The sequence below is a fragment of the Acidithiobacillus sp. genome (assembly GCF_023256195.1).
In the GTDB taxonomy this organism is placed as follows: Bacteria; Pseudomonadota; Gammaproteobacteria; order Acidithiobacillales; family Acidithiobacillaceae; genus Acidithiobacillus_A.
This window is the reverse complement of sequence record NZ_JAGDWX010000013.1, coordinates 87,443-108,748: the sequence shown is the minus strand read 5'-3', so window position 1 is coordinate 108,748 and position 21,306 is coordinate 87,443. Positions and strand designations below refer to the sequence as shown.

The following is a 21,306-nucleotide window of genomic DNA, read 5'->3' as shown; positions in this document are numbered from 1 at the left end:
GGCCTCAACCGAGCCGCTCTCCCACCTGCAGCCGATAACCGCGCAGGAAATCCCCGCCCCCCAGCGCCGCTTTGCCGCTGGGCTGGACGCGCGTAAGGATCAGGCTGCCCGCGCCACAGGCCACCTCAGGTCCTTCGGGGTGCAGGGCAAGGACCTCACCGGGGGTACCGCGTGCCGCACCGATGCGGGCGGACCAGATACGCAGGGGCTGTCCACGCCAGCTGCTGTGGGCAACGGGAAAGGGATTGAAGGCGCGCACCAGGCGTTCCAGCAAATTTGCATCCTGCTGCCAATCCAGCCGTCCTTCCTCTTTACGCAGCTTGCGGGCGTAACTGACCCGGGCAGGATCCTGAGGCTCCGGCGTCAGGGCCCCGAGCCAGAGTCGGTCCAAGGCCTCGCGCAGGGCCAGCGCGCCCAGCTCCGCCAGCCGATCGTGCAGACTGGCTGCGGTATCGCCGGCCTCGATGGCGAGAGATCGGGTCCATAGCACCGGGCCGGAATCGAGACCCGCCTCCATCTGCATGATGGATATGCCGGTCTCACGGTCACCGGCGGCGATGGCCCGGGCGATGGGGGCAGCGCCGCGCCAGGCGGGCAGGAGGCTGGCGTGCACGTTGATGGATCCCAGGCGCGGGGTGTGGAGCAAGGCTTCCGGCAGGATCTGGCCGTAGGCGACGACGATGAGCAGATCGGGGGCCAGGGTCCGCAGAGTCTGGATCACCTGCGGTTCGCGACAGCTTTCCGGTTGGAACACGCTCAGGCCATGCTCCTCGGCCAGCATCTTGACGGGGCTTGCCTGCAGGCGCCGACCCCGGCCGGCGGGCCTATCGGGCTGAGTGAACACGCCCACCACCCGTTCTGGCCCGGCCATCAGAGTCTGCAGCACGACACGCGCAAACTCCGGCGTTCCCGCGAAGACGATGCGACGGCTATCCACCATGGTGACGCAGCCGTTTCTCCGCCTTTCGGCGGATGAGATTCTGCTTGAGTCGGGAGAGCCGATCGACGAAGAGGGTTCCATTGAGGTGATCGATCTCGTGCTGCAGACAGACAGCCAGCAGGCCATCGGCTTCCAATTCCAGGGTCTTACCGCGCAGATCCTGGGCCCGCACCTTGACCCGCTCGGCACGGCGTACCGTCTCCAGGACGCCCGGTACGGACAGACAGCCTTCCTGCATCTCCTCCTCACCGGAGCTTTCGACGATCTCGGGATTGACCAGGGTCAGGAGCTCATTGCGCGCTTCCGACACATCGACCACGATGAGCCGCCGCGGCGCTGCCACCTGAATGGCGGCGAGACCGATACCGGGAGCATCGTACATGGTCTCCGCCATGTCATTGGCCAAGGCTTCGATATCGCGATCGATACGGGTGATGGGGCTGGCCTCTTGCTTGAGGCGGACATCGGGATACTCGACAATCTTCAAAAGCGCCATGATCGTCCTCTGCGCTGCGCTAACTCGCCAAATCCCTTATCTTGAACTAATACTAGTTGCTGCGAAAGTCTGGAGGAAAACATCATGCGCAACGCCCCCCGTGTCGTTCTCAGCCTTGGTCTGGCCTTGGCCGCCATGGAACCCTTGGCCGCGTCGGCCACACCCGCCGTGGCCTCGGCTGCCCAGTCCGAGGTCTACGTGGTTCGGCCCGGTGACACGCTCTGGGGCATTGCGGCGCACTTTCTCAAAAATCCGTGGGACTGGCCGCTGCTGTGGCGGCGCAATCCGGCCATCCGCAATCCGAATCTCATCTATCCCGGCGATCGCATCGTCCTGAGCTACGATGCAGCGGGCCAGCCGCATCTGCAGGTGATCCAGCTGCAGCCCCAGATGCAAGTAGGCCCCATCCCGAGCTATAACACCGGCGTGATGATGCCTTTCCTGGGTAGCCCGGGCCTCATCGCCAGCCGCAGCGACTACGAGCGACTGCCCTACATCGCCGCCGCCGATGACAGCGATACCATCTTCAGCAACGGTGATCGCCTCTATGTGAAACAATTGGGCGATCTTGCCCCCGGTACCATGCTGCGGGTGGTCCGCGCCGGCCCGACCCTGACTCGGCCCGGTGAAACCAAGAGTCTGGGCCACGCCCTGATGGATCTCGGTAGCGCCAAGGTGCTCCACGCGGGTAGCCTGGCCGAGATCGAGATCACCAACGCGCGAGAGGAGATTAGCCTGGGAGATCGCCTGGTGCCCGAGGAGCCGGAACCCTCTCCGCACTTCTTCCCCAGCAGTCCGACCCATCCGGTGCAGGGGCACATCATCGGCAGCCTCAGCAACTTTCCCGAGATGATGGTGGGGCAGGTGGTGGTCGTGGATCGGGGCAGTGCGGCGGGTCTTGTCCCCGGCAACGTCCTGCAGATCGACGGTCCTGAAAATGCCAGCCGTGACGCAGTGACCGGTGAGCGGCTAACCTTGCCCGGGCGGGATATCGGCTCCCTCATGCTGTTCCGGGTGTTCCCGGAGGTCTCTTTCGCGGTGGTCACCGTCGCCAAGCGCGGCATCCAGGTCGGCGACGCCCTGCGCAATCCCCCGCCCACGGCCCCCAAAGTGCTCGGTATCGCTCCTTGAGCCATGCGCTCTGGCTTGCCTTCGGGCGTGTCCCAGGCCTCGGTCCCGTCCGGCAGAAGGCCCTGTGGCAGCGCTTCGGCAGCGTCGCCGCCTGCTTCGGACACGGGTCCGCGGAGCTGGCCGGACTAGGTCTCAGCGAGGCCCAGATCGGCGCACTGCGGAAGGCACCCGAGGACCTGCTGAGTGCCGAGGATCGCCGCTGGCTGGCGAATCCCGACAACAGTATCTGCAGCCTCGAGGACAGCGACTATCCGGCCTTGCTGCGGGTCCTTCCCGACGCCCCGGCCTACCTGCATCTGCGCGGGCGCCGCGAATTGTTGGGGCGCGCGGCACTGGCCATCGTCGGCAGTCGTCGTCCCACCCCCAGCGGACGCGCCAATGCCCAGGCCTTCGCCGCCAGTCTCGGGCGGGCCGGCCTCATCATTGTCAGCGGCTTGGCCCTGGGCATCGACGGTGCGGCCCACGAAGGCGCCCTGGACACGGGAACCATCGCGGTCCTGGCGACGGGCCCGGATGTCATCTACCCACGCGAGCACCTCGAGCTTGCCCATCGATTGCTGGAGAATGGCCTGCTCATCAGCGAGCAGGCACCCGGAACCGGGCCGCGCAGCGGTCTCTTCCCCCGGCGCAATCGCCTCATCAGCGGTCTGAGTCTCGGCGTGCTGGTGGTCGAGGCCGCCCTGCAGAGCGGCTCCCTCATCACCGCTCGCCTGGCTCTGGAGCAGGGCCGCGAGGTCTTCGCCATCCCGGGCTCCATCCATTCACCCCTGTCGCGCGGACCACACTCCCTCATCCGGCAGGGTGCGAAGCTGGTAGAAACGAGCCAGGACATCCTCGAGGAGTTGGGGCCTCTCTTTCAGGCGCGCCAGGAGCTCCAGCGCGACGCCGCGGCGACACAGGCGCCCCCGGACCCGCAGGAACGGGCGGTGTGGGATGCGCTGCACCAAGATACCCTGAGCCTCGAGGAAATCTCGGAGCGTTGCGGATTGACGCTATCGGCGCTTTCGGCCATCCTCTTGAGCATGGAAATCCAAGGTTTCATCGCTCCCTGTCCCGGCGGGCGTTTCTGCCGCCTCTCTGGCCCCAGCTAGGAGGTTGTTCCCATGGAAGACGTGATCGACATCATCAGCTACCTCCTGGACCATCTGGACGACGAGGACGACCTCGAGGTGGAGGATCAGCTACGGGCAGTGGGCTATCCCGAGGAGGACATCCAGCGGGCCTTGGACTGGATGGATGGCTTTGATGCCGTCTCCGAGCAGCACGACAATGCCCGCGCTACCCGTGCCTATCACCCCTGGGAGCTGCGCAACCTGTCGGTGGCCACCCGAGGCCAGCTGCAGGAGTGGGAGCGCCTGGGCGTAATCAACGGCGTCCTGCGGGAACGCATCATCGATCGTCTGCTTGCGCTGGAACTGGACGAAGCCGATGTCGATACCCTCGACTGGGTCGCCTTTCTGGTCCTGGCCAACGAACCGGGACCGGAATCCCTGTGGATGGACAATCTACTCGATCCCGACGGCAAGCGTATCCTGCACTGAGCATGGGTCAGCAACTCGTCGTCGTCGAATCTCCGGCCAAGGCCAAGACCATCGAAAAGTACTTGGGCAAGGACTTTACGGTGCTAGCTTCCTATGGGCACGTGCGTGACCTGCTGCCCAAGGAGGGCGCGGTGGATCCCGAGCACGGCTTTGCCATGCGCTACGCCGAAATCGAGCGCAACCAACGACACGTGGAGGCCATCGCCAAGGCGCTGCGTTCAGCCGATGCCCTGTGGCTGGCCACCGACCCGGATCGCGAGGGGGAGGCCATCTCCTGGCACCTGGTGGAGCTGTTGCGGGAGAGGGGCCTCTTGAAGGGACGGGCGGTGCATCGCGTGGTTTTTCACGAGATCACCCAGAAGGCGGTGCGGGAGGCCATTGCCCACCCGCGCGAAATCGCCGGCGACCTCGTCAATGCGCAGCAGGCGCGGCGTGCCTTGGACTACCTCGTCGGCTTCAATCTTTCCCCCCTGCTGTGGCGCAAGGTCCGTCCCGGTCTGTCTGCCGGAAGAGTACAGAGCGCCGCCCTGCGCCTCGTGTGCGAGCGCGAGGATGAGATCGAGGCCTTCGTCCGTCAGGAATACTGGACCCTGGGCGCGCGCCTGCGCCGCGCCGAGGACCTTTTCGCGGCGCGCCTGACCCACTGGCAGCAGCAGAAGCTGGAGCAGTTCGACATCGTCGATGGCGAACGCGCCGAGGAACTGCGCCAGGCCATGCTCCAAGACATCGCCGCGCACGGCCTGCGGGTGCGCAAGGTGGAGCGCAAGAGCCGGCAACGCCAGCCTGCCGCGCCCTTCACCACCTCGACCTTGCAGCAGGAAGCGTCACGCAAGTTGGGCTTCAGCGCCAGCCGCACCATGCGCGTGGCGCAACAACTCTACGAGGGCGTGAGCATCGGCAGCGAAACTGTCGGCCTCATCACCTACATGCGTACCGACGCCGTCAACCTCGCCGAAGAGGCGCTCCAGTCCCTGCGCGGCTTCATTGCCGGTCACTATGGGGCCGAGTTCTTGCCAGCCGAGGCGCGACGCTATCAAACCAAGAGCAAGAATGCCCAGGAGGCCCACGAGGCCATCCGACCGACGGATGTGCAGCGCACGCCCGATAGCCTCAAGGGCGTGTTGGAACGGGATCTGTGGCGCCTCTACGACCTGATCTGGAAACGCAGCGTGGCCTGCCAGATGGCGGCGGCCCGCCTGGATCTCGTGGCCGTAGATCTCGACGCGGACAGCCATTGGAATCTCCGCGCCAACGGCTCGACGGTGACCTTTCCCGGCTTCATGGCTGTCTACCTGGAAGGCCGCGACGAGGCGGCGGAGGAGGACGAGGAACGTCTGCTGCCGCCCCTGCGCGAGGGCGAGACCGTGGCCGTGGACGAGGTCTTCTGCGAACAGCACTTCACCGAGCCGCCACCGCGTTACAGCGACGCGACCCTGGTCAAGACTCTGGAGGCGCACGGCATTGGCCGACCCTCCACCTACGCCAGCATCATTCAGACCCTGCAGAACCGTGAGTATGTGGAGGTCCAGCAACGCCGCTTTTTCCCCACGGACCTCGGCCGCGTTGTCGGGCGCTTCCTGATCCAGCACTTCGAACGCTACGTCGACTATGGCTTCACTGCGGGAATGGAAGACGAGCTGGACGCCATCGCCCGCGGCGAGAAACAATGGCAACCCGTGCTCGCGCAGTTCTGGGGACCCTTCCGAGAACTGCTGGAGGAAAAGGCCACGGTCAGCCGGCAGGAAGCCACCAGCGAGGCGCTGGACGAAGACTGTCCGGAGTGCGGCAAGAAACTCCTGGTGAAACTCGGTCGACACGGGCGCTTCATCGCCTGCTCCGGCTTTCCCGAGTGCCATTACTCCCGGCCTCTGGAAGGACCGCGGGAGGCCCCGGAGCCCGTGGGCCGCGATTGCCCCGACTGTGGCCAGCCTCTGGTCTACAAGACCGGGCGCTACGGCCGTTTCATCTCCTGCAGCGCTTATCCCCAATGCAAGCACATCGAAGCACTGAACAAACCCAAAGGCACCGGCATCACCTGTCCACAGTGCGGCCTTGGTGAACTGGTGGAAAAGCGCAGTCGCTACGGTAAAGTGTTCTACTCCTGCGACACCTACCCCAAATGCAGCTACGCCCTGTGGGGACCGCCGGTGCAACGGCCCTGTCCCCGGTGCGCCTGGCCTATCCTCTACCAGAAGACGACCAAGCGACGAGGAGACGAACTGGTCTGCCCGCAAGGCGAATGCGCCTTTCATTTCCCTGCCGAAGCGGACGTCGCTGAGGTGCAGAAACTCCTGGCAGAGTACAGCCCGCCGACCCCCAAGGACGATCAGGACACCGCCGCACGCCGCGGCGCGAAGCGCGGCAAAAAGACGGCCGCTGCCTCCAAGGCACCCGGCTCGACCAAGACCGTGCGGGCCAAGGGCGGCAGTACCACCGCCAGCAAGAGCAAAACGTCCAAGAAACCCACCGTCAAAGCGTGAAACATGACCTACGTCGTCACCGAAAACTGTATCCAGTGCAAGTACACCGATTGCGCCGAAGTCTGTCCCGTGGAGTGTTTTCATGAAGGACCCAACTTTCTGGCCATCGACCCTGTAGAGTGCATCGATTGCGCCGCCTGTGTCCCCGAGTGCCCCGCCGATGCCATTTTTGCCGAGGACGAAGTACCCGCGGATCAGCGGGATTTCACTGCCCTCAATGCCGAACTGAGCAAGCTTTGGCCCGTCATATTGCGCAAAAAGGCAGCACCGGCGGACGCCGACGAGTGGAATGGCAAGCCGAACAAGCGGCCCCTACTGAAGCGCGGATGATTGTGTTTCCCGTGAAACATGACTGAATCCGACCGCAGCGGCCTGCGCCTGACTGGCGGCGTTTTCACGCTGCCCATTCTGGAGCTCTTCCATGCCGATCCCTCCACCCTGCGCCGGGAAATCCTCGGCCCGGATGGTCGTCTCCCCGATCTGCTGCACGGCGCCGGTCTCGTACTGGATATGGCACACTGGTCCGACGCCGAGGCAGAGCAGCTGGGTGCCTGTGTCGCGAGCCTGCGCGATCTCGGCTGCACGGTGGTGGGGGTACGGCAGGCTTCTGAGGCCCTGCAGGAGGCCGCCCGGAAACTGGGCCTTGCTACCCTGCGCGGTCGGGATCAGGGCGCCGCGCCCCCATCCGCAGCAACGCAGGCACCCGCCGCAGTACCCGACCGAATCCTCGACCAGCCCGTGCGCAGCGGTCAGCGCTTCTACGCACGACACACGGGTCTGGTGTGCCTGGGCGTGGTCAATGCCGGCGCCGAGGTATTGGCCGATGGTCACCTACACGTCTACGGCGCCTTGCGCGGTCGTGCCATGGCCGGGGTGAGCGGTGCCAGCAACGCGCGCATATTCTGCCACAGCCTCGAGGCCGAACTGGTGGCCATCGCCGGTGTCTACCGCACCCTCGACTCCCAGCATCCCCTGTGGAGCCGCCCGGCCCAGGTGTACCTGAACGAGGAAGAGCTGCATATAATCCCTCTACAAACGTAGTACCCCCTACCGGAGACAAGAACCATGGCCAGGATCATCGTCGTCACCTCGGGAAAAGGCGGGGTGGGCAAGACCACCACCAGTGCCGCCTTTGCCAGCGGCCTTGCGCTGCGCAATTTTCGCACCGTGGTCATCGATTTCGACGTGGGTCTGCGCAATCTGGATCTGGTCATGGGCTGCGAGCGCCGGGTGGTCTACGATCTCATCAACGTCATCCAGGGCGAGGCCCGGCTGCAGCAGGCTCTCATCCGGGACCGCCAACTGGAACAGCTCTACATTCTTCCCACCTCCCAGACCCGCGACAAGGAGGCCCTCACCGCCGAGGGTGTGGCCGCCATCATGGAAGAGCTGCAGAAGGATTTCGATTACATCGTCTGCGACTCGCCGGCGGGCATCGAGACAGGCGCTCTGCGGGCTCTGTACCACGCCGACGAGGCCATCGTCGTGACCAATCCAGAGGTCTCCTCCGTACGCGATTCGGATCGCATCATCGGTATCCTCCAGGCCCGTTCGAAGCGGGCCGAAACGGGCGATAGCCCCGTCAAGGAGCATCTCCTGCTCACCCGCTACGCGCCCCGCCGCGTCCAGAGCGGCGAGATGTTGTCGGTGGAGGATGTCCAGGAGCTGTTGCGCACGCCGCTGCTCGGGGTCATCCCCGAATCGGAGACCATTCTTCAGGCCTCCAACCAGGGTATACCGGCCATCCACATGAAGGGTACGGACGTCGCCCAGGCCTACGAGGACGCCATCGCCAGATTCCTGGGTGAAGACCGCCCCCTACGTTTCACGCAGCCGGAAAAGCAGAGCCTTTTCAAGCGGCTTTTCGGAGGCTGACATGTCCTTTCTCGACTACTTTTTAGGGACCCGCAAGAAAAGCGCGGAGGTGGCCAAGGACCGTCTGCGTCTGATTTTGGCCCACGAACGCTCCGCCGGAACCCAGGATTTCCTGCCGCAGATGCAGGAGGAACTGCTCGCCGTCATTGCCAAGTACCTACCGGTGGAGCGGGATCGCATCAGTGTCAATCTCGAGCGGCGCGGCGACTTCGAGGTACTGGAGCTGAACGTGCTCTTCCCCGAGAAGCAGGCTTCGCCACCGAAACCCTGAGCGCTCCCCGGCGATATCTCGCCGTGCCTGCTCAGGCCTTGGCCATCCCCTGGAGCAGGTGATCCAGCCACTGGCTGGAAAGGCGTTCCAACAGGCGGTTCTGGCTCTGCCGTGCCGCCAGGTGGTCCAGATCCACCCAGGCCAGGGGCTGATCCTGGCCAGCGCAACTGAACACCGCCTGCGTGCGTTGTCCGGTCTGTGGATCCACCTGCCACTGCAGACACTGGGCACAGACTCCCTTCAGCATGCATTGCATGGGACTGCCGACGGTCGCAACGGCCTCTAGGTCTGGCCGGAAACACCCCTCCAGCGTTCCGCGCAAAGCGGCCTGGAAGGCCTTGAGCAGTCCCGTGGAGCCCATCACCATGAGCCGGTCCACGGTGTCCAGGGCGATGTGAGAGTCGATCCGTCCCAAGCGTCCGGCGGCATAATCCTGCAAGAGCTGCACCATGTCGCTGGCCGTGACGCTGAGGTCCTGGGGACGCCGTGCCGCGATCTGCGGACCCTTGGCAACACACCAGACGATCTGGTCCGCGGCCGCCTCCAGGAGCTCCTGGTGATCCAGTTCCCGAGCCTCTCCCAGCGCGGCGACGTAGAGAACGCGGTTGCCCGCCGCCCTTAGGGCCGGGCCGATATCCATCATCACGGCTGCGCCCCAGCGCCCCGCCACCACCAGGATGGTCTTGTTCTGGGGGATGTCCGTGGGTGCTCCCGTCGGACCCATGAGCACGATGGGATCGCCCTCGCGCAGACGGCCCACCAGACGCGGTGCCGTACCCCACTGAAGCACCATGAGACGGATGCAGTCGTCCTCGACTCCGGCGCCACTGACCGTGAGGACCGGGATCTGCAGCCGCGTGCCCTCGGTGAGAGGACTGCTTGCCTCATAGCTCTGCAGTCGGAAGAACTGCCCCGGACGGAAATTCTGGGCGGCCGCCGGAGCCTCCACCCAGAGTTCGCAGACCGCCGGGTTGCTGCGATCGATGCGCCGGATACGCATACCGAGTCGCCGCGCCATCTCCCCCTGAAAGGACTCAAGGGAGATATGCCGTTCGGGCAGTTGCCGCAGGTGTTCCATGAGCTCGGGGTAGCTGCGCTTGGCCGAGGCGATGGCCTTGACCACACTGCCGTGGAAGACGGGGTGAGCATCGCCCACGAAGCTCACGCGATGCTGTTGATCATCGTGGTAGGAGGTGAAGGGACCGAAATCCGGCGCCTTGCAGTCTGCGGCTACCTGTACCGTTTGCAGACTGTGGGCGTGCCCCACATAGGTCTGAAAGTGATCGCCATCCAGGGTCAGGGTACCTGGGTATTCCCGCTCGTATATGGTGTTGGGGACCGTGCCGGCGGCGACGAAAACGGCTCGGGCCGGCAGGCGCAGCTCCGTATCCGTGGGGCGCCAACGCCCTTCCACCTCTTCCATCCGTCGAAATACCATGGCGGCAATGTGGCCGTAGCCATCCAGCTCGGCGCGCAGGGGATCGAGGCCCTCCTGGTAGAAGAGCCCCTCCTGCAGGGCTTTGATGAGTTCCTCGTGATTGCGGGTGTAGGCCGGGGATTGCTGCATGCCCTTGCGATAGGCCAGAGTCACCCCGCCCCAAGCCTGCAGGAGAGGAATGAAATTGGGCATCTCCCCAGCGGCACGGGCACGCGCGCGCTCCGCACGCACGGCCCTACCGTGCTCAAGAAACTCGTCGAGAATCGCCGCATCCTCCGCCCCCAGTCCGGCCCGTACCGCCTCCTCCCCGCGCGCCTCGGCCAAAGTCTCATAGCGCTGCAGCACCTTTTCCACCTGCCGCACGTAATAAGCCTGGACCTCCGTTGCGGTATCCACGGCCGTCAGGCCGCCGCCGATGACCACGGCCGGCAGGCGTACCTGCAGATTGGCAAGACTGCTCTGCTTTCCTGCCCCCGTGAGCTGCAGCGCCATGAGAAAGTCGCTGGCCTGACGCATGCCGCGAGCGAGACTGCCGGGCAAGGACAATACCCGGGGCAGCCCCGCACCCGTCGCCAGGCATACGTGATCGAAGCCACTGGCCCAGGCATCCTCCAAGGTCAGCGTGCCACCCAGACGCACGCCACCGAAGATCTGGAACAGCGGTCGGCGCGCGAGGCTCAGATAGATGAGCTTGAGAAAATTCTTGTCCCAGCGCACGGTGATGCCATATTCCGCAACGCCCCCGAACCCCAGCAACAGCCGCTCGTCCAGATCCTCCTGCAGCGCCGCCCAAGAACGCACAGGCCGATGCAGCCAGTCCTCTGCCAGGGGCTCGATCTTGAGACCGTCGATGCCCACCACCGCACAGCCCTCTTGGAGCAGGTGATGCGCCATGGTGAATCCGGCCGGCCCCATACCCGCCACCAGTACCCGCCGGCCATTGTAATCCTTTGCCAGATACTGGGTCTGGCGCAGCGGGTTCCAGCGGCAGAGGAGATCGTAGATCTCGACGCCATAGGGCAGCGACAGCACATCGCTCAGGATCCGGGTCTCTACCTGCGGGATATTCACCGGGTCCTGCTTCTGATAGACGCAGGCCTTCATGCAATCGTTGCAGATACGATGCCCCGTGGCCGGAAGCATGGGGTTGTCCACCATGATCATGGCCAACGCGCCGATGTTGAAACCATCGCGGCGCAGGATCTGCATCTCCGAGATCTTTTCCTCCAGAGGACAGCCCGTGAGGGTCACACCCAGCGGATCTACCTTGAAGCCCAGCTCCGGCACCCCCTTCTTTTCCGGGAAACCCTTGGAGCAAAAATCGCCATCGTGATCGTGGCAATACAGACAGTAGTGCACCTCACTCTGGACACCACGGGCATCCATACGCTGATCCGTGAGATGGAAACCGTCGCGTCGGCGCAGCTGCGTCGGATCGCCGATCCAGGGCTGATCGGGACGGGTGGTAAGGCGCTGCAGGGGCACCAAGGCCTCGTGGTCCACCCGCTGCGGCAGCCGAAAGCTGGGCCAGTCCGCCACCCGTTGCCGGCCTTCGCGATCGTTCAGGGCAAGGGCACACCAGCGGGTGAGCTTGAGGATGGCCTCGGCGTGTTTTGCCTCATCTGCGAGCCACGCTTCGCCCAGGCGGGCAATGGCCAGTTCCGGATCGCCGGGATCCAAGTGGGCCTGTCGGATCTCGCGGTCGAGCCAGGTCTCCAGCTCGGCAAAGGTCTCGGGGAATTCGCCGCGATATCGGCGGGCGCGGCGCAACACGAAATGTTTTTTGAAAGCCATGACCGGATCGTGGCCGCGCGTGCTTTCCTGCAGGGCGGCATTGTCCGCCTCGATGGCAAAGAAACGGGCGAGATAGGCTTCCAGAATGGGCGCCAGGGCCAGCAGCAGCGCGCTGCTCTCTTGACCCTGGGCCGCTATCTTGCCGGCACGGTAATCGGCCAGCTGCCGGGCGAGATCCGGCCACTCGGCCGAAAGCATCGCCTGGAAATCGATATCCAGACGAGCGAGACCCTCGGCCGTGAAAAAATCCGCAAAATTCCCCTCAGTGAATGTCAGCACCTTGACTCCCCTGGGCAACACCACCTGGGTGCCGCCGTGTCCGTGTATGTTTCTGAAAAATGGTCCTCAGACGTCCAGGCGCGATACGAAGCGCGCGTTTTCTTCGATGAAGCGGCGGCGCGGTTCCACCGCGTCGCCCATGAGCATGGAAAAGACCTCGTCGGCGGCGATGGCATCCTCCACATCGACGCGCACCAGGCGCCGGTGATCGGCATTCATGGTGGTCTCCCAGAGCTGTTCCGGATTCATCTCGCCCAGACCCTTGTAACGCTGGATCTCGACACCCTGTCGTGCCTGGGCCAGGAGCCACTGCATGCCCTGGCGAAAATGCCGCAGTTCGGCGGATTTGTCGCCGCGGTGAATGCGTGCACCGGTCCCCACGCGACTCTCCACCTGTTCGGCGTATTGGCGCAGGTGGCGATAATCCGCCGTGGCAAAGAAATCCGCGTCCAGAAAGCGCTGCTCCTGACTACCGTGCAGGCGCCGTTCGATGTGCAGGCGGGGGCTTTCGCCACCGACGATCTCGACGCGATAGCGTTCTCCCGGCAGCGCGTCCTCCTGCAGGATCGCCTCGAGGCCGGCGACGAACTCCTGCCAGGCAGCGCGGTCGCTCTCATCCATGGCCGACGCGGGGGCGGCCAGGGTCGCCAGGGCCCAGAGCAGGGGACTGGGATAACGGCGGCCGAGGCGTTCGATCACCGCCTCGACGCCCTGATACTGGCGGATCAGGCCAGCCAAGTTCTCATCGGCAATGACCTCGCCGCCGGCGGCGGTCTCGAAGCGTGCACCTTGTACGGCCAACTCCCGGAGATAGGCGGCCAGTTCCAGATCGTCCTTGATATAGCGTTCGTCCTTGCCTTTCTTGACCTTGTACAGGGGTGGTTGGGCGATATAGACGTGACCGCGGGCCACCAATTCCGGCATCTGCCGGTAAAAGAAGGTCAACAGAAGCGTGCGGATGTGGCTGCCGTCCACATCGGCATCCGTCATGATGATGACCCGATGGTAGCGCAGCTTGGCGACATCGAAGTCTTCTGGACCGATGCCCGTCCCCAGGGCGGTGATGAGGGTGCCGATCTCGTCGGAGGACAGCATCTTGTCGAATCGCGCTCGCTCTACATTGAGAATCTTGCCCTTCAGGGGCAGGATGGCCTGATGGCGACGGTCGCGTCCCTGTTTGGCGGAGCCTCCCGCAGAATCGCCCTCCACCAGATAGATCTCACACTTGGCCGGGTCTTTTTCCTGGCAGTCGGCAAGTTTCCCCGGCAGATTGGCGATATCCAGAGCACCCTTGCGCCGCGTCAATTCCCGCGCTCGCCGCGCCGCCTCCCGCGCACGCGCTGCCTCTACCACCTTGGCGGCGATGGCCTGGGCCTCGCGCGGATGTTCGTCGAGGAAGATGCCTAGGGCCTCGGCCATGGACGCCTCGACGATGGGCTTCACTTCGCTGGATACCAGCTTCTCCTTGGTCTGTGAGGAGAACTTGGGATCCGGTACCTTCACCGAGAGCACCGCCGTCAGACCCTCTCGGGCATCGTCGCCCGAGACGGCCACTTTGGCCTTGGCGAGAATCCCCTCGCGCTCCATGTACTGATTCAGGGTGCGCGTCAGAGCGGCGCGAAAACCGGCCAGGTGCGTGCCGCCGTCCGCTTGGGGAATGTTGTTGGTAAAACAGAGGACGCTCTCGTTATAGCCCTCGTTCCACTGCAAGGCCGCCTCCACGACGACACCATCGCGCGCGCCCGTCAAACTGATGACGGTAGGGTGGATGGCGGTCTTGCTCCGGTTCAGGTGCTCGACGAAGGCGCGGATCCCGCCCTCGTAGTGGAAGGTCTCCTCCCGCCCTTCACCGCGCTCGTCGCGCAACTGAATGTGCACACCGGAGTTGAGAAAGGCGAGCTCGCGCAGGCGCTTGGCCAGAATCTCAAAATGGAAGTGGGTGTCGGCAAAGATCTGTGGTGAGGGTTTGAAGCGGATCTCCGTACCGCGTTTGCGCGAGGGCTCCCCCCGCCGCAGCGGTGCCACGGGCTCGCCGTCGTGATACTCCTGCAGCCAGCGGTAACCGTCGCGGTCGATCTGTAGAAGCAGGTACTCCGAAAGGGCATTGACTACGGAGACACCGACACCGTGCAGACCGCCCGAGACCTTGTAGGCGTTGTCATCGAATTTGCCGCCGGCGTGGAGGACCGTGAGGATCACCTCTGCCGCCGAGCGTCCCTCTTCGGCGTGGATATCCACCGGTATGCCGCGGCCATTGTCGCGTACGCTGACGGACTCGTCCTCGTGGATGGTGACTACGATGCGATCGCAATGCCCGGCGAGGGCCTCGTCGATGGCGTTGTCCACCACCTCGAAAACCATGTGGTGCAGGCCACTGCCATCGTCGGTATCGCCGATGTACATGCCGGGACGTTTGCGCACGGCCTCTAGCCCGCGCAACACCTGGATACTGGAAGAGTCGTAGGTTTCGGTCATGATGATTTTCCTTCACGCAATTGTCCGGCCTGGATCGCCCATTGGCAATCCTCGGCACGGATGGGTAGGGCTGCGGCCTCGGTACCCGCAGCAAAGACCTGCACGCCCAGGGCATCCAGTTGCTGGCGCCACCATAGGCGCCCCGCAGGATCCAGCTCGGCGGCAAAATCGTCGATGAGCACCAGCGGCAGCTCCAGGCGACTGTCCTTCAGGGCCTGCAACTGCGCCAGGCGAAAGCAGTTACCAAGGATGCGCAGCTGGCCCCGGGATAGGCTGTCGGCGGCACTGCGATCGTCGATACGAAAGAGCAGATTGGCGCGGTGTGGGCCGCTGCGGGTGAAGCCCGTTTCCACATCGCTGCCCAGGTCTTCGCGTAGCACTTCGGCAAGGCCCAGGCCCTCGCGCCATCCCGATTGCAGGTGCAGGCTCAGTTCGGCATGGGAGCCCGTTCGCTGTTGCCAGAGGCCCGTGAGTCGCTGCTGCAGATCTTGGACCTCGCGACGTCGATAGGTGTGCAGGAGCTCACCAGCTTTCGCCAGCATGTCCAGCCAGGGGTCTTTGCGGCCGCCATGGCTGCGCAGCCAGGCGTTGCGCTGTGCCAAGAGCCGACGATACTGACGCAGTTGCTCGCCATACTCGCGATGCCGCCGGTAGATGCCCCAATCCAGCTGGCGCCGCCGATCGTCGGCAGAACCGGCAATGAATTCGCTGTTGGCGTTGTGAATGGCTTGGATGGGTAGCAGCTCCAGCAGAGCCCACTGCGAGGAAAGAGACTCGCCACCAAAGCGCATGTGGCGTTCGCTGCCGCGTTGCTCCAGCACGAGACGGTCGTTCAAATCGAGATCTTCTGCGCGCAGGACGCTGAGGGAAAAGCCCGCGCTGCCCTCGCGGATGAGCTGCCGTGGTCCGCGACGCCAGCTTTGCCCGAGACCCAGCAGGTGCAGGGCTTCCAGGACGGTGCTTTTCCCTGCGCCATTGGGTCCCACCAACCAGTTCCAGTTCGGCCCCGCGGCGAGACGCATATGCCGGATGCAGCGCACATCCTGGATCTCCAGTACGGCAATGCGCATCTCACAGGCGAATGGGCATGACGATATACAGCGGGTTGTCTCCTTCCAGGGGAGTAAACAGCACGCTGCTGCTGTTGTCCTTGAGCTGCACGGCAATCTCTGGGTCGGTAAAGATCTGGGTCGAGTCGGCCAGATAGTGGCTGTTGAAGGCGATTTCCAGACCGGCACCGCTGTACTGCACCGGAATTTCCACTTCGGCCTCTTCCTGCTCTTCATTTCGGCTGCGCAGACCCAGCGTCTCTGTCCGGAAATTGAGGACGCAAGCGGGATTCTTGTCGCTGGAAAGCACGTTGATCTGAGTCAAGGCCTGTTTCAGAGACTGGCGATCCAACTGCGCTCGCTCGGGATGGCCGAAGGGGATCACCCGACGGTAGTCGGGGTAACGGGCATCGATGAGCTTGCAGCGGAACTGGAGGGTATCGTTGGCAAGGACGATGGCATTGTGGCCGAAGCGCAGCTCCACGTCTTCTTCACCCAGCAGGCGGCTGAGTTCGAGTACGGCCTTGCGCGGCATGATGCCCTGATAGGTGGGTAGTTCCTCAGCGTGGGCAAAAGGCAGGGTCATACGTGCAAGGCGGTGACCGTCGGTAGCGATACATCGCAGTTCCTGTTCCGCCACTTCCAGAAGGACCCCGTTGAGAAAGAAACGCGCATCGTTCTGGGCCATGGCCGTAGCGGCTACCGAGAGGGCTTCCCGCAGCGCCGTGCCGCTGCAGTGTCCGGAAAAGAGGGAGTCGTCTGCACCGCTTTCCGGAAACTGTTCTGCGGGCAGCGATTGCAGATGAAAGCGCGCAGAACCACAGCGCAGCGCGATGCGCTCCTTGTCTCGGCTGATATCGATCTGGCTCCCTTCCGCCAGGGAGCGGCAGATGTCGTAGAGCTTGCGGGCCGGTATCGCGCAGGCACCCGCTTGTTCTACCTGGGCTGCTACGTGGCTGTACAGTTGCACCTCGAGATCCGTGGCCACACAGCTTAGGGATTCTCCCTCTGCCTTGACTAAGAGGTGGGAGAGTATGGGCTGTATCGGCCGTCGATCCGCCACGCTGACCATACTGGCGAGCATGGGCAAAAGCGTATCGCGTTCTACCCGGATTTTCATATCGTCTCTCCCCCAGATGCTAAATATAATAAATATCTTCTTTTTTCTGTAGTTATTATTAAGGGCATTCCCACCTGTGGGTGGTGGTAATAATGCTTTGTTTTCACAGGTTTTTTCTTCAAGGTATGCCGCGGTATAGCTTGTGGATAAGTTGGTATGGGTCGGGATGGATCGACCTGCCCGTGCTTATCCCGAAATGGTACGGACTTTATCCCTGCGCTTATCCACAGCTTTTTCGAACCTGCACTCATGCGCCCAGAATCCGGATGAGATTGTTATAATCTTCCTCGAGTTGCGGGCTTTCCCGGCGTAATTTCTCGATCTGACGGCAGGCGTGCAGGACGGTGGTGTGATCACGTCCACCGAAGGCCTCACCGATTTCCGGAAGACTGTGCCGGGTCAATTCCTTGGTCAGGGCCATGGCCATCTGTCGCGGCCTGGCCACATTGCGATTGCGCCTTTTGGACTGCATCTCCGAGGCCCGGATGTGGTAATAATCCGCGACCACTTTTTGGATATTTTCGAGACTGACCATGCGTTTCTGAACATCGATGAGATCGCGCAGGGCCTCCTTGGCGGATTCCACACTATAGGGTTTGTGGGTGAAGTTGACGTGGGCGATGACGCGCCGCAGTGCTCCTTCCAACTCACGCACGTGAGAGCGAATCTTTTCGGCAATGAAAAAGGCGACCTCTTCCGGTAGTTGGATACCGTGGTCCTCGGCCTTGCACAGGACGATGGCCATGCGGGTTTCCAGGTCATGGGGCTGGATGGCAACGGTAAGGCCCCAGCCGAAGCGCGACTGCAGACGCTCCTCCAGACCCTCTACCTCCTTGGGATAGCGATCGCAGGTGATAATGATCTGCCGCCCGCCGTCGAAGAGCGCATTGAAGGTGTGGAAGAACTCCTCCTGGGTACGATCCTTGCCGGCGAAGAACTGGATGTCGTCGATGAGCAGTGCGTCCAGTTTGCGGTAACGCTGTTTGAAGTCGTTGATGGTGTTGTGCTGCAGCGAACGCACCATATCCATGATGAAGCCTTCGGAGCTGATGTAGAGCACCTTGGCCTCGGGCTGGCGCTGCAGTATGTCGTTGCCGACGGCCTGCATGAGGTGGGTCTTGCCCAATCCGACGCCACCGTAGATGTAAAGAGGGTTGTAGGACTTGCCTGGATGCTCGGCCACCTGTCGGGCTGCTGCCAAAGCCAGCTGGTTGGATTTGCCCTCGACGTAAGACTGGAAGCTGAAGGCGGGATTGAGACGATGGCCACCCGTCGATCCCGTTCTTTCGAGGGGTGTCGGGGTGGCTGGCGTTGTTGCCGACGCCGTCTCGGTCGCGTCGTCCAGGGTGACGACCAGCTCGAAGCCCGGCGCGATCTGCTGCAACTGTTCTCGGACCAACTCGGCCATACGCTCACGCACCCAGTCGCGCACGAAGGGGTTGGGTGCGAGCAGCCGCAACTCCCGACCCTGCAGCTCGCCACGCAGGGGCCGCAGCCAGGTGTTGAACTGCTGCGGACTGGTGACGAGCTCCAGCTGGACGCATAGGGCGGACCACAGCGCGGCTCCATCTTGCAACGCTGTCGGCGCTGAATGACTGCTCATGATGATCCTATCTGGTCGTGGTGACCCGATCCTGGCCGCAAGCTGCAGTGCAGGAAGGGTTTCCCGTGTAACGATAGCAAGGAACAAGGTCTGCGGTCAGTATACCCATCCGCCCCTCCGGTGGCCAGTCGTCGCGGCCCCCAAAAGTTCCTGTCCTCGCCAGGAATATTTCGTTTTTTCAGAAAATTAGGCCATACATGGCGGTCACCTGGTTGCCGTCCAACGGCTGGGCGAAAGGAGCTACCTGGAGTAAGCTGATCGGGTATCCTTGCGCGCAGGAGGAGCGTTTTGGCAGTGTCCCACAGTCACTCGGCTTCGTCCGGGCGCACCATCGTCATCACCGGCGCCGGTAGCGGCATCGGCAGGGCTCTGGCGCTGGCCTATGCCGAAGCATCCGCGCGGCTCTTCCTCATCGGTCGACGTCTGCCGGAATTGGAACAGACGGCGACGGCGGCGCGCCAGCAGGGAGCGGATGTCTGCGTCGCCCAGGCGGACGTCACCGACGCTAGCCACCTGGATCGCCTCGCCCGTCGCTGTCACGCGCAATGGGGGCCGATCTCGGTACTCATCGCCAATGCCGGTATCAGTCACGGCACCCTGAGCAGCGAACCGGCGGATCGCGCGGTATTCGCCCAGATCCTGGCCACCAACCTGGTCGGTGTCCAATATACCGTCAGTGCCTTTCTGCCCTATCTCGCAGTGGGTGCACGCGTAGCCGGGGTTGCCAGTGTTGCCGGCCTGCGCGGTCTGCCCGGCGCCGGTGCCTACTGCGCGTCCAAGGCCGGCCTCATCGTCTACCTCGAGAGCCTGCGCCTCGAACTGCGCCCGCGCGGCATTCGCGTCACCTGTATCGCCCCGGGCTACATCGCCACCCCCATGACGGCGGAAAATGCCTACCCCATGCCTTGGCTGATGCCCGCCGAGCAAGCGGCGGCGCGCATGCGGCGTGCCATCGATCGCGGTCGACCCTGGCTGGTAGTGCCGTGGCAGATGGCCTGGGTGGGTCGTCTCCTGCGGATCCTGCCCATCCCGGTCTTCGATTTTTTCTTTGCGCGGGTACCGGTAAAAGCCCGCTGTGAGGCCGGAGAATCACCGGGTCCAAAAAGTTTTCCACACGCCGGTGACAGCGAGCTTAAGAGCGATAGTTAGACTGGCACTTTCGGATAAAAACATAAGACACTGAAAAAATTGGTTATTAATTTTAAAGCAGATTTTTTGACGGGACCTGAAGCGGGATAGCCCAGACCCCATCGTTTCATCCACAAAGTTATCCACAGAGTCGCCCCCGCCGGAGCGGGGGTCGCAGGGCCTCACTCAGGCGGTGGATGCCTCTGGACGCGGTTTCAGGAACCACATCTGGATGAGGCTCAGAAACATCTCCAGGAGCGCGACGGGGCAGGACAGCGCGCCGCCGATCAGCACCAGCCAGACGAAGGCGGGATTGTGGTGGGTCAGAAACCAGCCGGAGAAATCCACCAGCATGGCGATGAAGGGCAGGATGATGAGGATGAGCTTGGGAACGGTGGGGAATCGCGCCTTGCTGAAGATCCAGCCGGCAATCCAGAAAATCACTCCCAGCATGGTCAGGTGCACCATACCGTTGAGAAGCATGGACGTGAGACTCATGCCCGTGTCCACCTGTGCCACCTTCTTCACATCCTCATAGCTTGCCAGGGGCGGATTGTGCAGCTGTTTGCTCATGGCGACGCTGTGGCATTTCAGACAGTTGGCAGCGATGAGCGGCTTGATCTGACTCTCGTACTCGGCCTTGCTCTCGCCATTGGCGATCCAGTGGTCCACTGCGGCCGTCATCTTCGGTTTGTCGGCGGCGGACATGCCGGCAAAGCTCATCATCTGCGGTAGAACGGACTGCAGGGTGCTGGAGCTGCGATCCCCGTAATAGTGGACGACGACGGCGTGGACTGTCATCCCATTTTTACCACCTACTGTAAGGTAAACATAGGCTTCCGCCACCAGTAGGCCCAAACCGACCAAAAAAATGAAGCCGGTGTGTACCAATTTTTCTGCTAAACTGAGTTCCGGCAAATGCCGCATTCGGTTACCCTCCCTGTTCAGGCCCTTCTACGATGTTATCAGCAGCCATGCCTTGCAAATTCCCTGCCTGCGTCTTGTGGATCCCGGTTTCCCACCCATGTCGGCACAACCGCCCCTGATGCTGAGCATCGCCGGTGCCGACCCCAGCAGCGGCGCCGGTTTGCAGGCAGATCTGCTGACCGGCGCGGCGCTGGGTGTGCACGTCTGCACGGCGCTGTCCGCCTGGACCATTCAGGACTCGCGCGGTGTAGTGCGGGTCACCGCCCTGTCGGCCGAGGATCTGGCCGCACAGCTGCAGGTGCTGGTGGCGGATTTCTCCTTCGATGCCATCAAGATAGGTCTACTGGGCAGCGCCGACAATGGTCGGGTCGTGGCGCGCTTCCTCGATGCCCACCCAGATCTGCCGGTCGTCCTCGATCCCATCCTGCGGGCGGGTGGCGGGCAGGTGCTGAGCGATGCCGATCTCGCTCGGGTCCTGGTGGAGGAGCTCTTCCCGCGCGCCACCGTCGCCACTCCCAACGCCCCAGAGGCGCGGTGGCTCGGGGGCTGTGACGACCTCGACCGGGCAGCACGGCAGCTCCTCGCCAGCGGCCTGCCCCACCTGCTCGTGAGTGGCGGGCACGGTCGTGACCCGCAGCGCCTGCGTAACCGCCACTACCGCGCAGACGGCACCCTCACCTACCTGGACCAGATCCGTCGGCCAGGCGAGTATCACGGCACCGGTTGTACCCTTGCCAGCGCCATCGCCGCCGGACTGGC

The 21,306-nt window shown here is 63.4% G+C and carries 18 protein-coding genes; 10 read left to right on the top strand and 8 right to left on the bottom strand.

What is annotated here, in order from left to right; translation table 11 throughout:
* Positions 1–4 precede the first annotated feature (4 nt).
* Both fmt and def read right to left on the bottom strand, forming a co-directional pair.
* The gene (gene fmt, locus Q0C23_RS02935; protein WP_291510885.1) at positions 5–940 is read right to left on the bottom strand and encodes a methionyl-tRNA formyltransferase; all 936 of its coding nucleotides are present in this window, start codon (positions 938–940) and stop codon (positions 5–7) included.
* A complete protein-coding gene (def, locus tag Q0C23_RS02930; RefSeq protein ID WP_291510884.1) occupies positions 930–1,436 on the bottom strand; it encodes a peptide deformylase in 507 nt (168 codons plus the stop codon). The genes fmt and def overlap by 11 nt, the downstream gene beginning before the upstream one ends.
* An 84-nt stretch (positions 1,437–1,520) precedes the next feature.
* On the opposite strand from def, the gene Q0C23_RS02925 reads away from it, so the two are divergent.
* The 8 genes from Q0C23_RS02925 to minE are packed head-to-tail and all read left to right on the top strand — an operon-like array spanning position 1,521 to position 8,734.
* Positions 1,521–2,567 carry a LysM peptidoglycan-binding domain-containing protein gene (locus tag Q0C23_RS02925; RefSeq protein WP_291510883.1) on the top strand — a complete coding sequence of 349 codons (1,047 nt, stop codon included), beginning with the start codon at positions 1,521–1,523 and terminating at the stop codon, positions 2,565–2,567.
* Positions 2,564–3,658 (top strand): DNA-processing protein DprA, encoded by a 1,095-nt coding sequence (gene dprA / locus Q0C23_RS02920; RefSeq protein WP_291510882.1) that lies wholly within the window; start codon positions 2,564–2,566, stop codon positions 3,656–3,658. Before Q0C23_RS02925 ends, dprA begins: the two co-directional genes overlap by 4 nt.
* Before the next feature lie 12 nt (positions 3,659–3,670).
* Positions 3,671–4,108 carry a DUF494 domain-containing protein gene (locus Q0C23_RS02915; protein ID WP_291510881.1) on the top strand — a complete coding sequence of 146 codons (438 nt, stop codon included), beginning with the start codon at positions 3,671–3,673 and terminating at the stop codon, positions 4,106–4,108.
* Positions 4,109–4,110: 2 nt separating this feature from the next.
* Positions 4,111–6,588: a type I DNA topoisomerase gene (topA, locus tag Q0C23_RS02910; RefSeq protein ID WP_291510880.1), complete on the top strand. Its 2,478-nt coding sequence runs from the start codon at positions 4,111–4,113 to the stop codon at positions 6,586–6,588.
* 3 nt (positions 6,589–6,591) lie between these two features.
* Positions 6,592–6,918, top strand: a complete 327-nt coding sequence (fdxA, locus tag Q0C23_RS02905) for a ferredoxin FdxA (RefSeq protein ID WP_291510879.1) — start codon at positions 6,592–6,594, stop codon at positions 6,916–6,918.
* Positions 6,919–6,936: 18 nt separating this feature from the next.
* On the top strand, positions 6,937–7,629 hold the full coding sequence (gene minC, locus Q0C23_RS02900) for a septum site-determining protein MinC (protein ID WP_291510878.1): 693 nt from the start codon (positions 6,937–6,939) through the stop codon (positions 7,627–7,629).
* 24 nt (positions 7,630–7,653) lie between these two features.
* The gene (minD, locus tag Q0C23_RS02895; protein ID WP_291510877.1) at positions 7,654–8,463 is read left to right on the top strand and encodes a septum site-determining protein MinD; all 810 of its coding nucleotides are present in this window, start codon (positions 7,654–7,656) and stop codon (positions 8,461–8,463) included.
* 1 nt (position 8,464) lies between these two features.
* On the top strand, positions 8,465–8,734 hold the full coding sequence (minE, locus tag Q0C23_RS02890; RefSeq protein WP_291510876.1) for a cell division topological specificity factor MinE: 270 nt from the start codon (positions 8,465–8,467) through the stop codon (positions 8,732–8,734).
* Between the two features lie 31 nt (positions 8,735–8,765).
* Here the strand turns inward: minE and Q0C23_RS02885 are convergent, their stop codons facing one another.
* The 5 genes from Q0C23_RS02885 to dnaA form a co-directional block, all read right to left on the bottom strand.
* Positions 8,766–12,245 (bottom strand): FAD-dependent oxidoreductase, encoded by a 3,480-nt coding sequence (locus tag Q0C23_RS02885; RefSeq protein WP_291510875.1) that lies wholly within the window; start codon positions 12,243–12,245, stop codon positions 8,766–8,768.
* Positions 12,246–12,311: 66 nt separating this feature from the next.
* Positions 12,312–14,720, bottom strand: a complete 2,409-nt coding sequence (gyrB, locus tag Q0C23_RS02880; RefSeq protein ID WP_291510874.1) for a DNA topoisomerase (ATP-hydrolyzing) subunit B — start codon at positions 14,718–14,720, stop codon at positions 12,312–12,314.
* Positions 14,717–15,790 (bottom strand): DNA replication/repair protein RecF, encoded by a 1,074-nt coding sequence (locus tag Q0C23_RS02875; RefSeq protein WP_291510873.1) that lies wholly within the window; start codon positions 15,788–15,790, stop codon positions 14,717–14,719. Before Q0C23_RS02875 ends, gyrB begins: the two co-directional genes overlap by 4 nt.
* 1 nt (position 15,791) lies before the next feature.
* Positions 15,792–16,889, bottom strand: a complete 1,098-nt coding sequence (dnaN, locus tag Q0C23_RS02870) for a DNA polymerase III subunit beta (protein ID WP_291510872.1) — start codon at positions 16,887–16,889, stop codon at positions 15,792–15,794.
* Positions 16,890–17,136: 247 nt separating this feature from the next.
* Positions 17,137–18,492, bottom strand: coding sequence for a chromosomal replication initiator protein DnaA (gene dnaA / locus Q0C23_RS02865; RefSeq protein WP_291510871.1), 1,356 nt, complete (start codon positions 18,490–18,492; stop codon positions 17,137–17,139).
* A 294-nt stretch (positions 18,493–18,786) separates the two neighbouring features.
* Here dnaA and Q0C23_RS02860 point away from each other — a divergent pair, with 294 nt between their 5' ends.
* Positions 18,787–19,641 (top strand): SDR family oxidoreductase, encoded by an 855-nt coding sequence (locus Q0C23_RS02860; protein ID WP_291510870.1) that lies wholly within the window; start codon positions 18,787–18,789, stop codon positions 19,639–19,641.
* A 165-nt stretch (positions 19,642–19,806) separates the two neighbouring features.
* Here Q0C23_RS02860 and Q0C23_RS02855 read toward each other — a convergent pair whose 3' ends face one another.
* The gene (locus Q0C23_RS02855; protein WP_291510869.1) at positions 19,807–20,421 is read right to left on the bottom strand and encodes a hypothetical protein; all 615 of its coding nucleotides are present in this window, start codon (positions 20,419–20,421) and stop codon (positions 19,807–19,809) included.
* A 178-nt stretch (positions 20,422–20,599) separates the two neighbouring features.
* Between Q0C23_RS02855 and Q0C23_RS02850 the strand changes: the two genes are divergently transcribed.
* The coding region (locus Q0C23_RS02850) for a hydroxymethylpyrimidine/phosphomethylpyrimidine kinase (RefSeq protein ID WP_291510910.1) at positions 20,600–21,306 on the top strand (707 nt) is incomplete at its 3' end.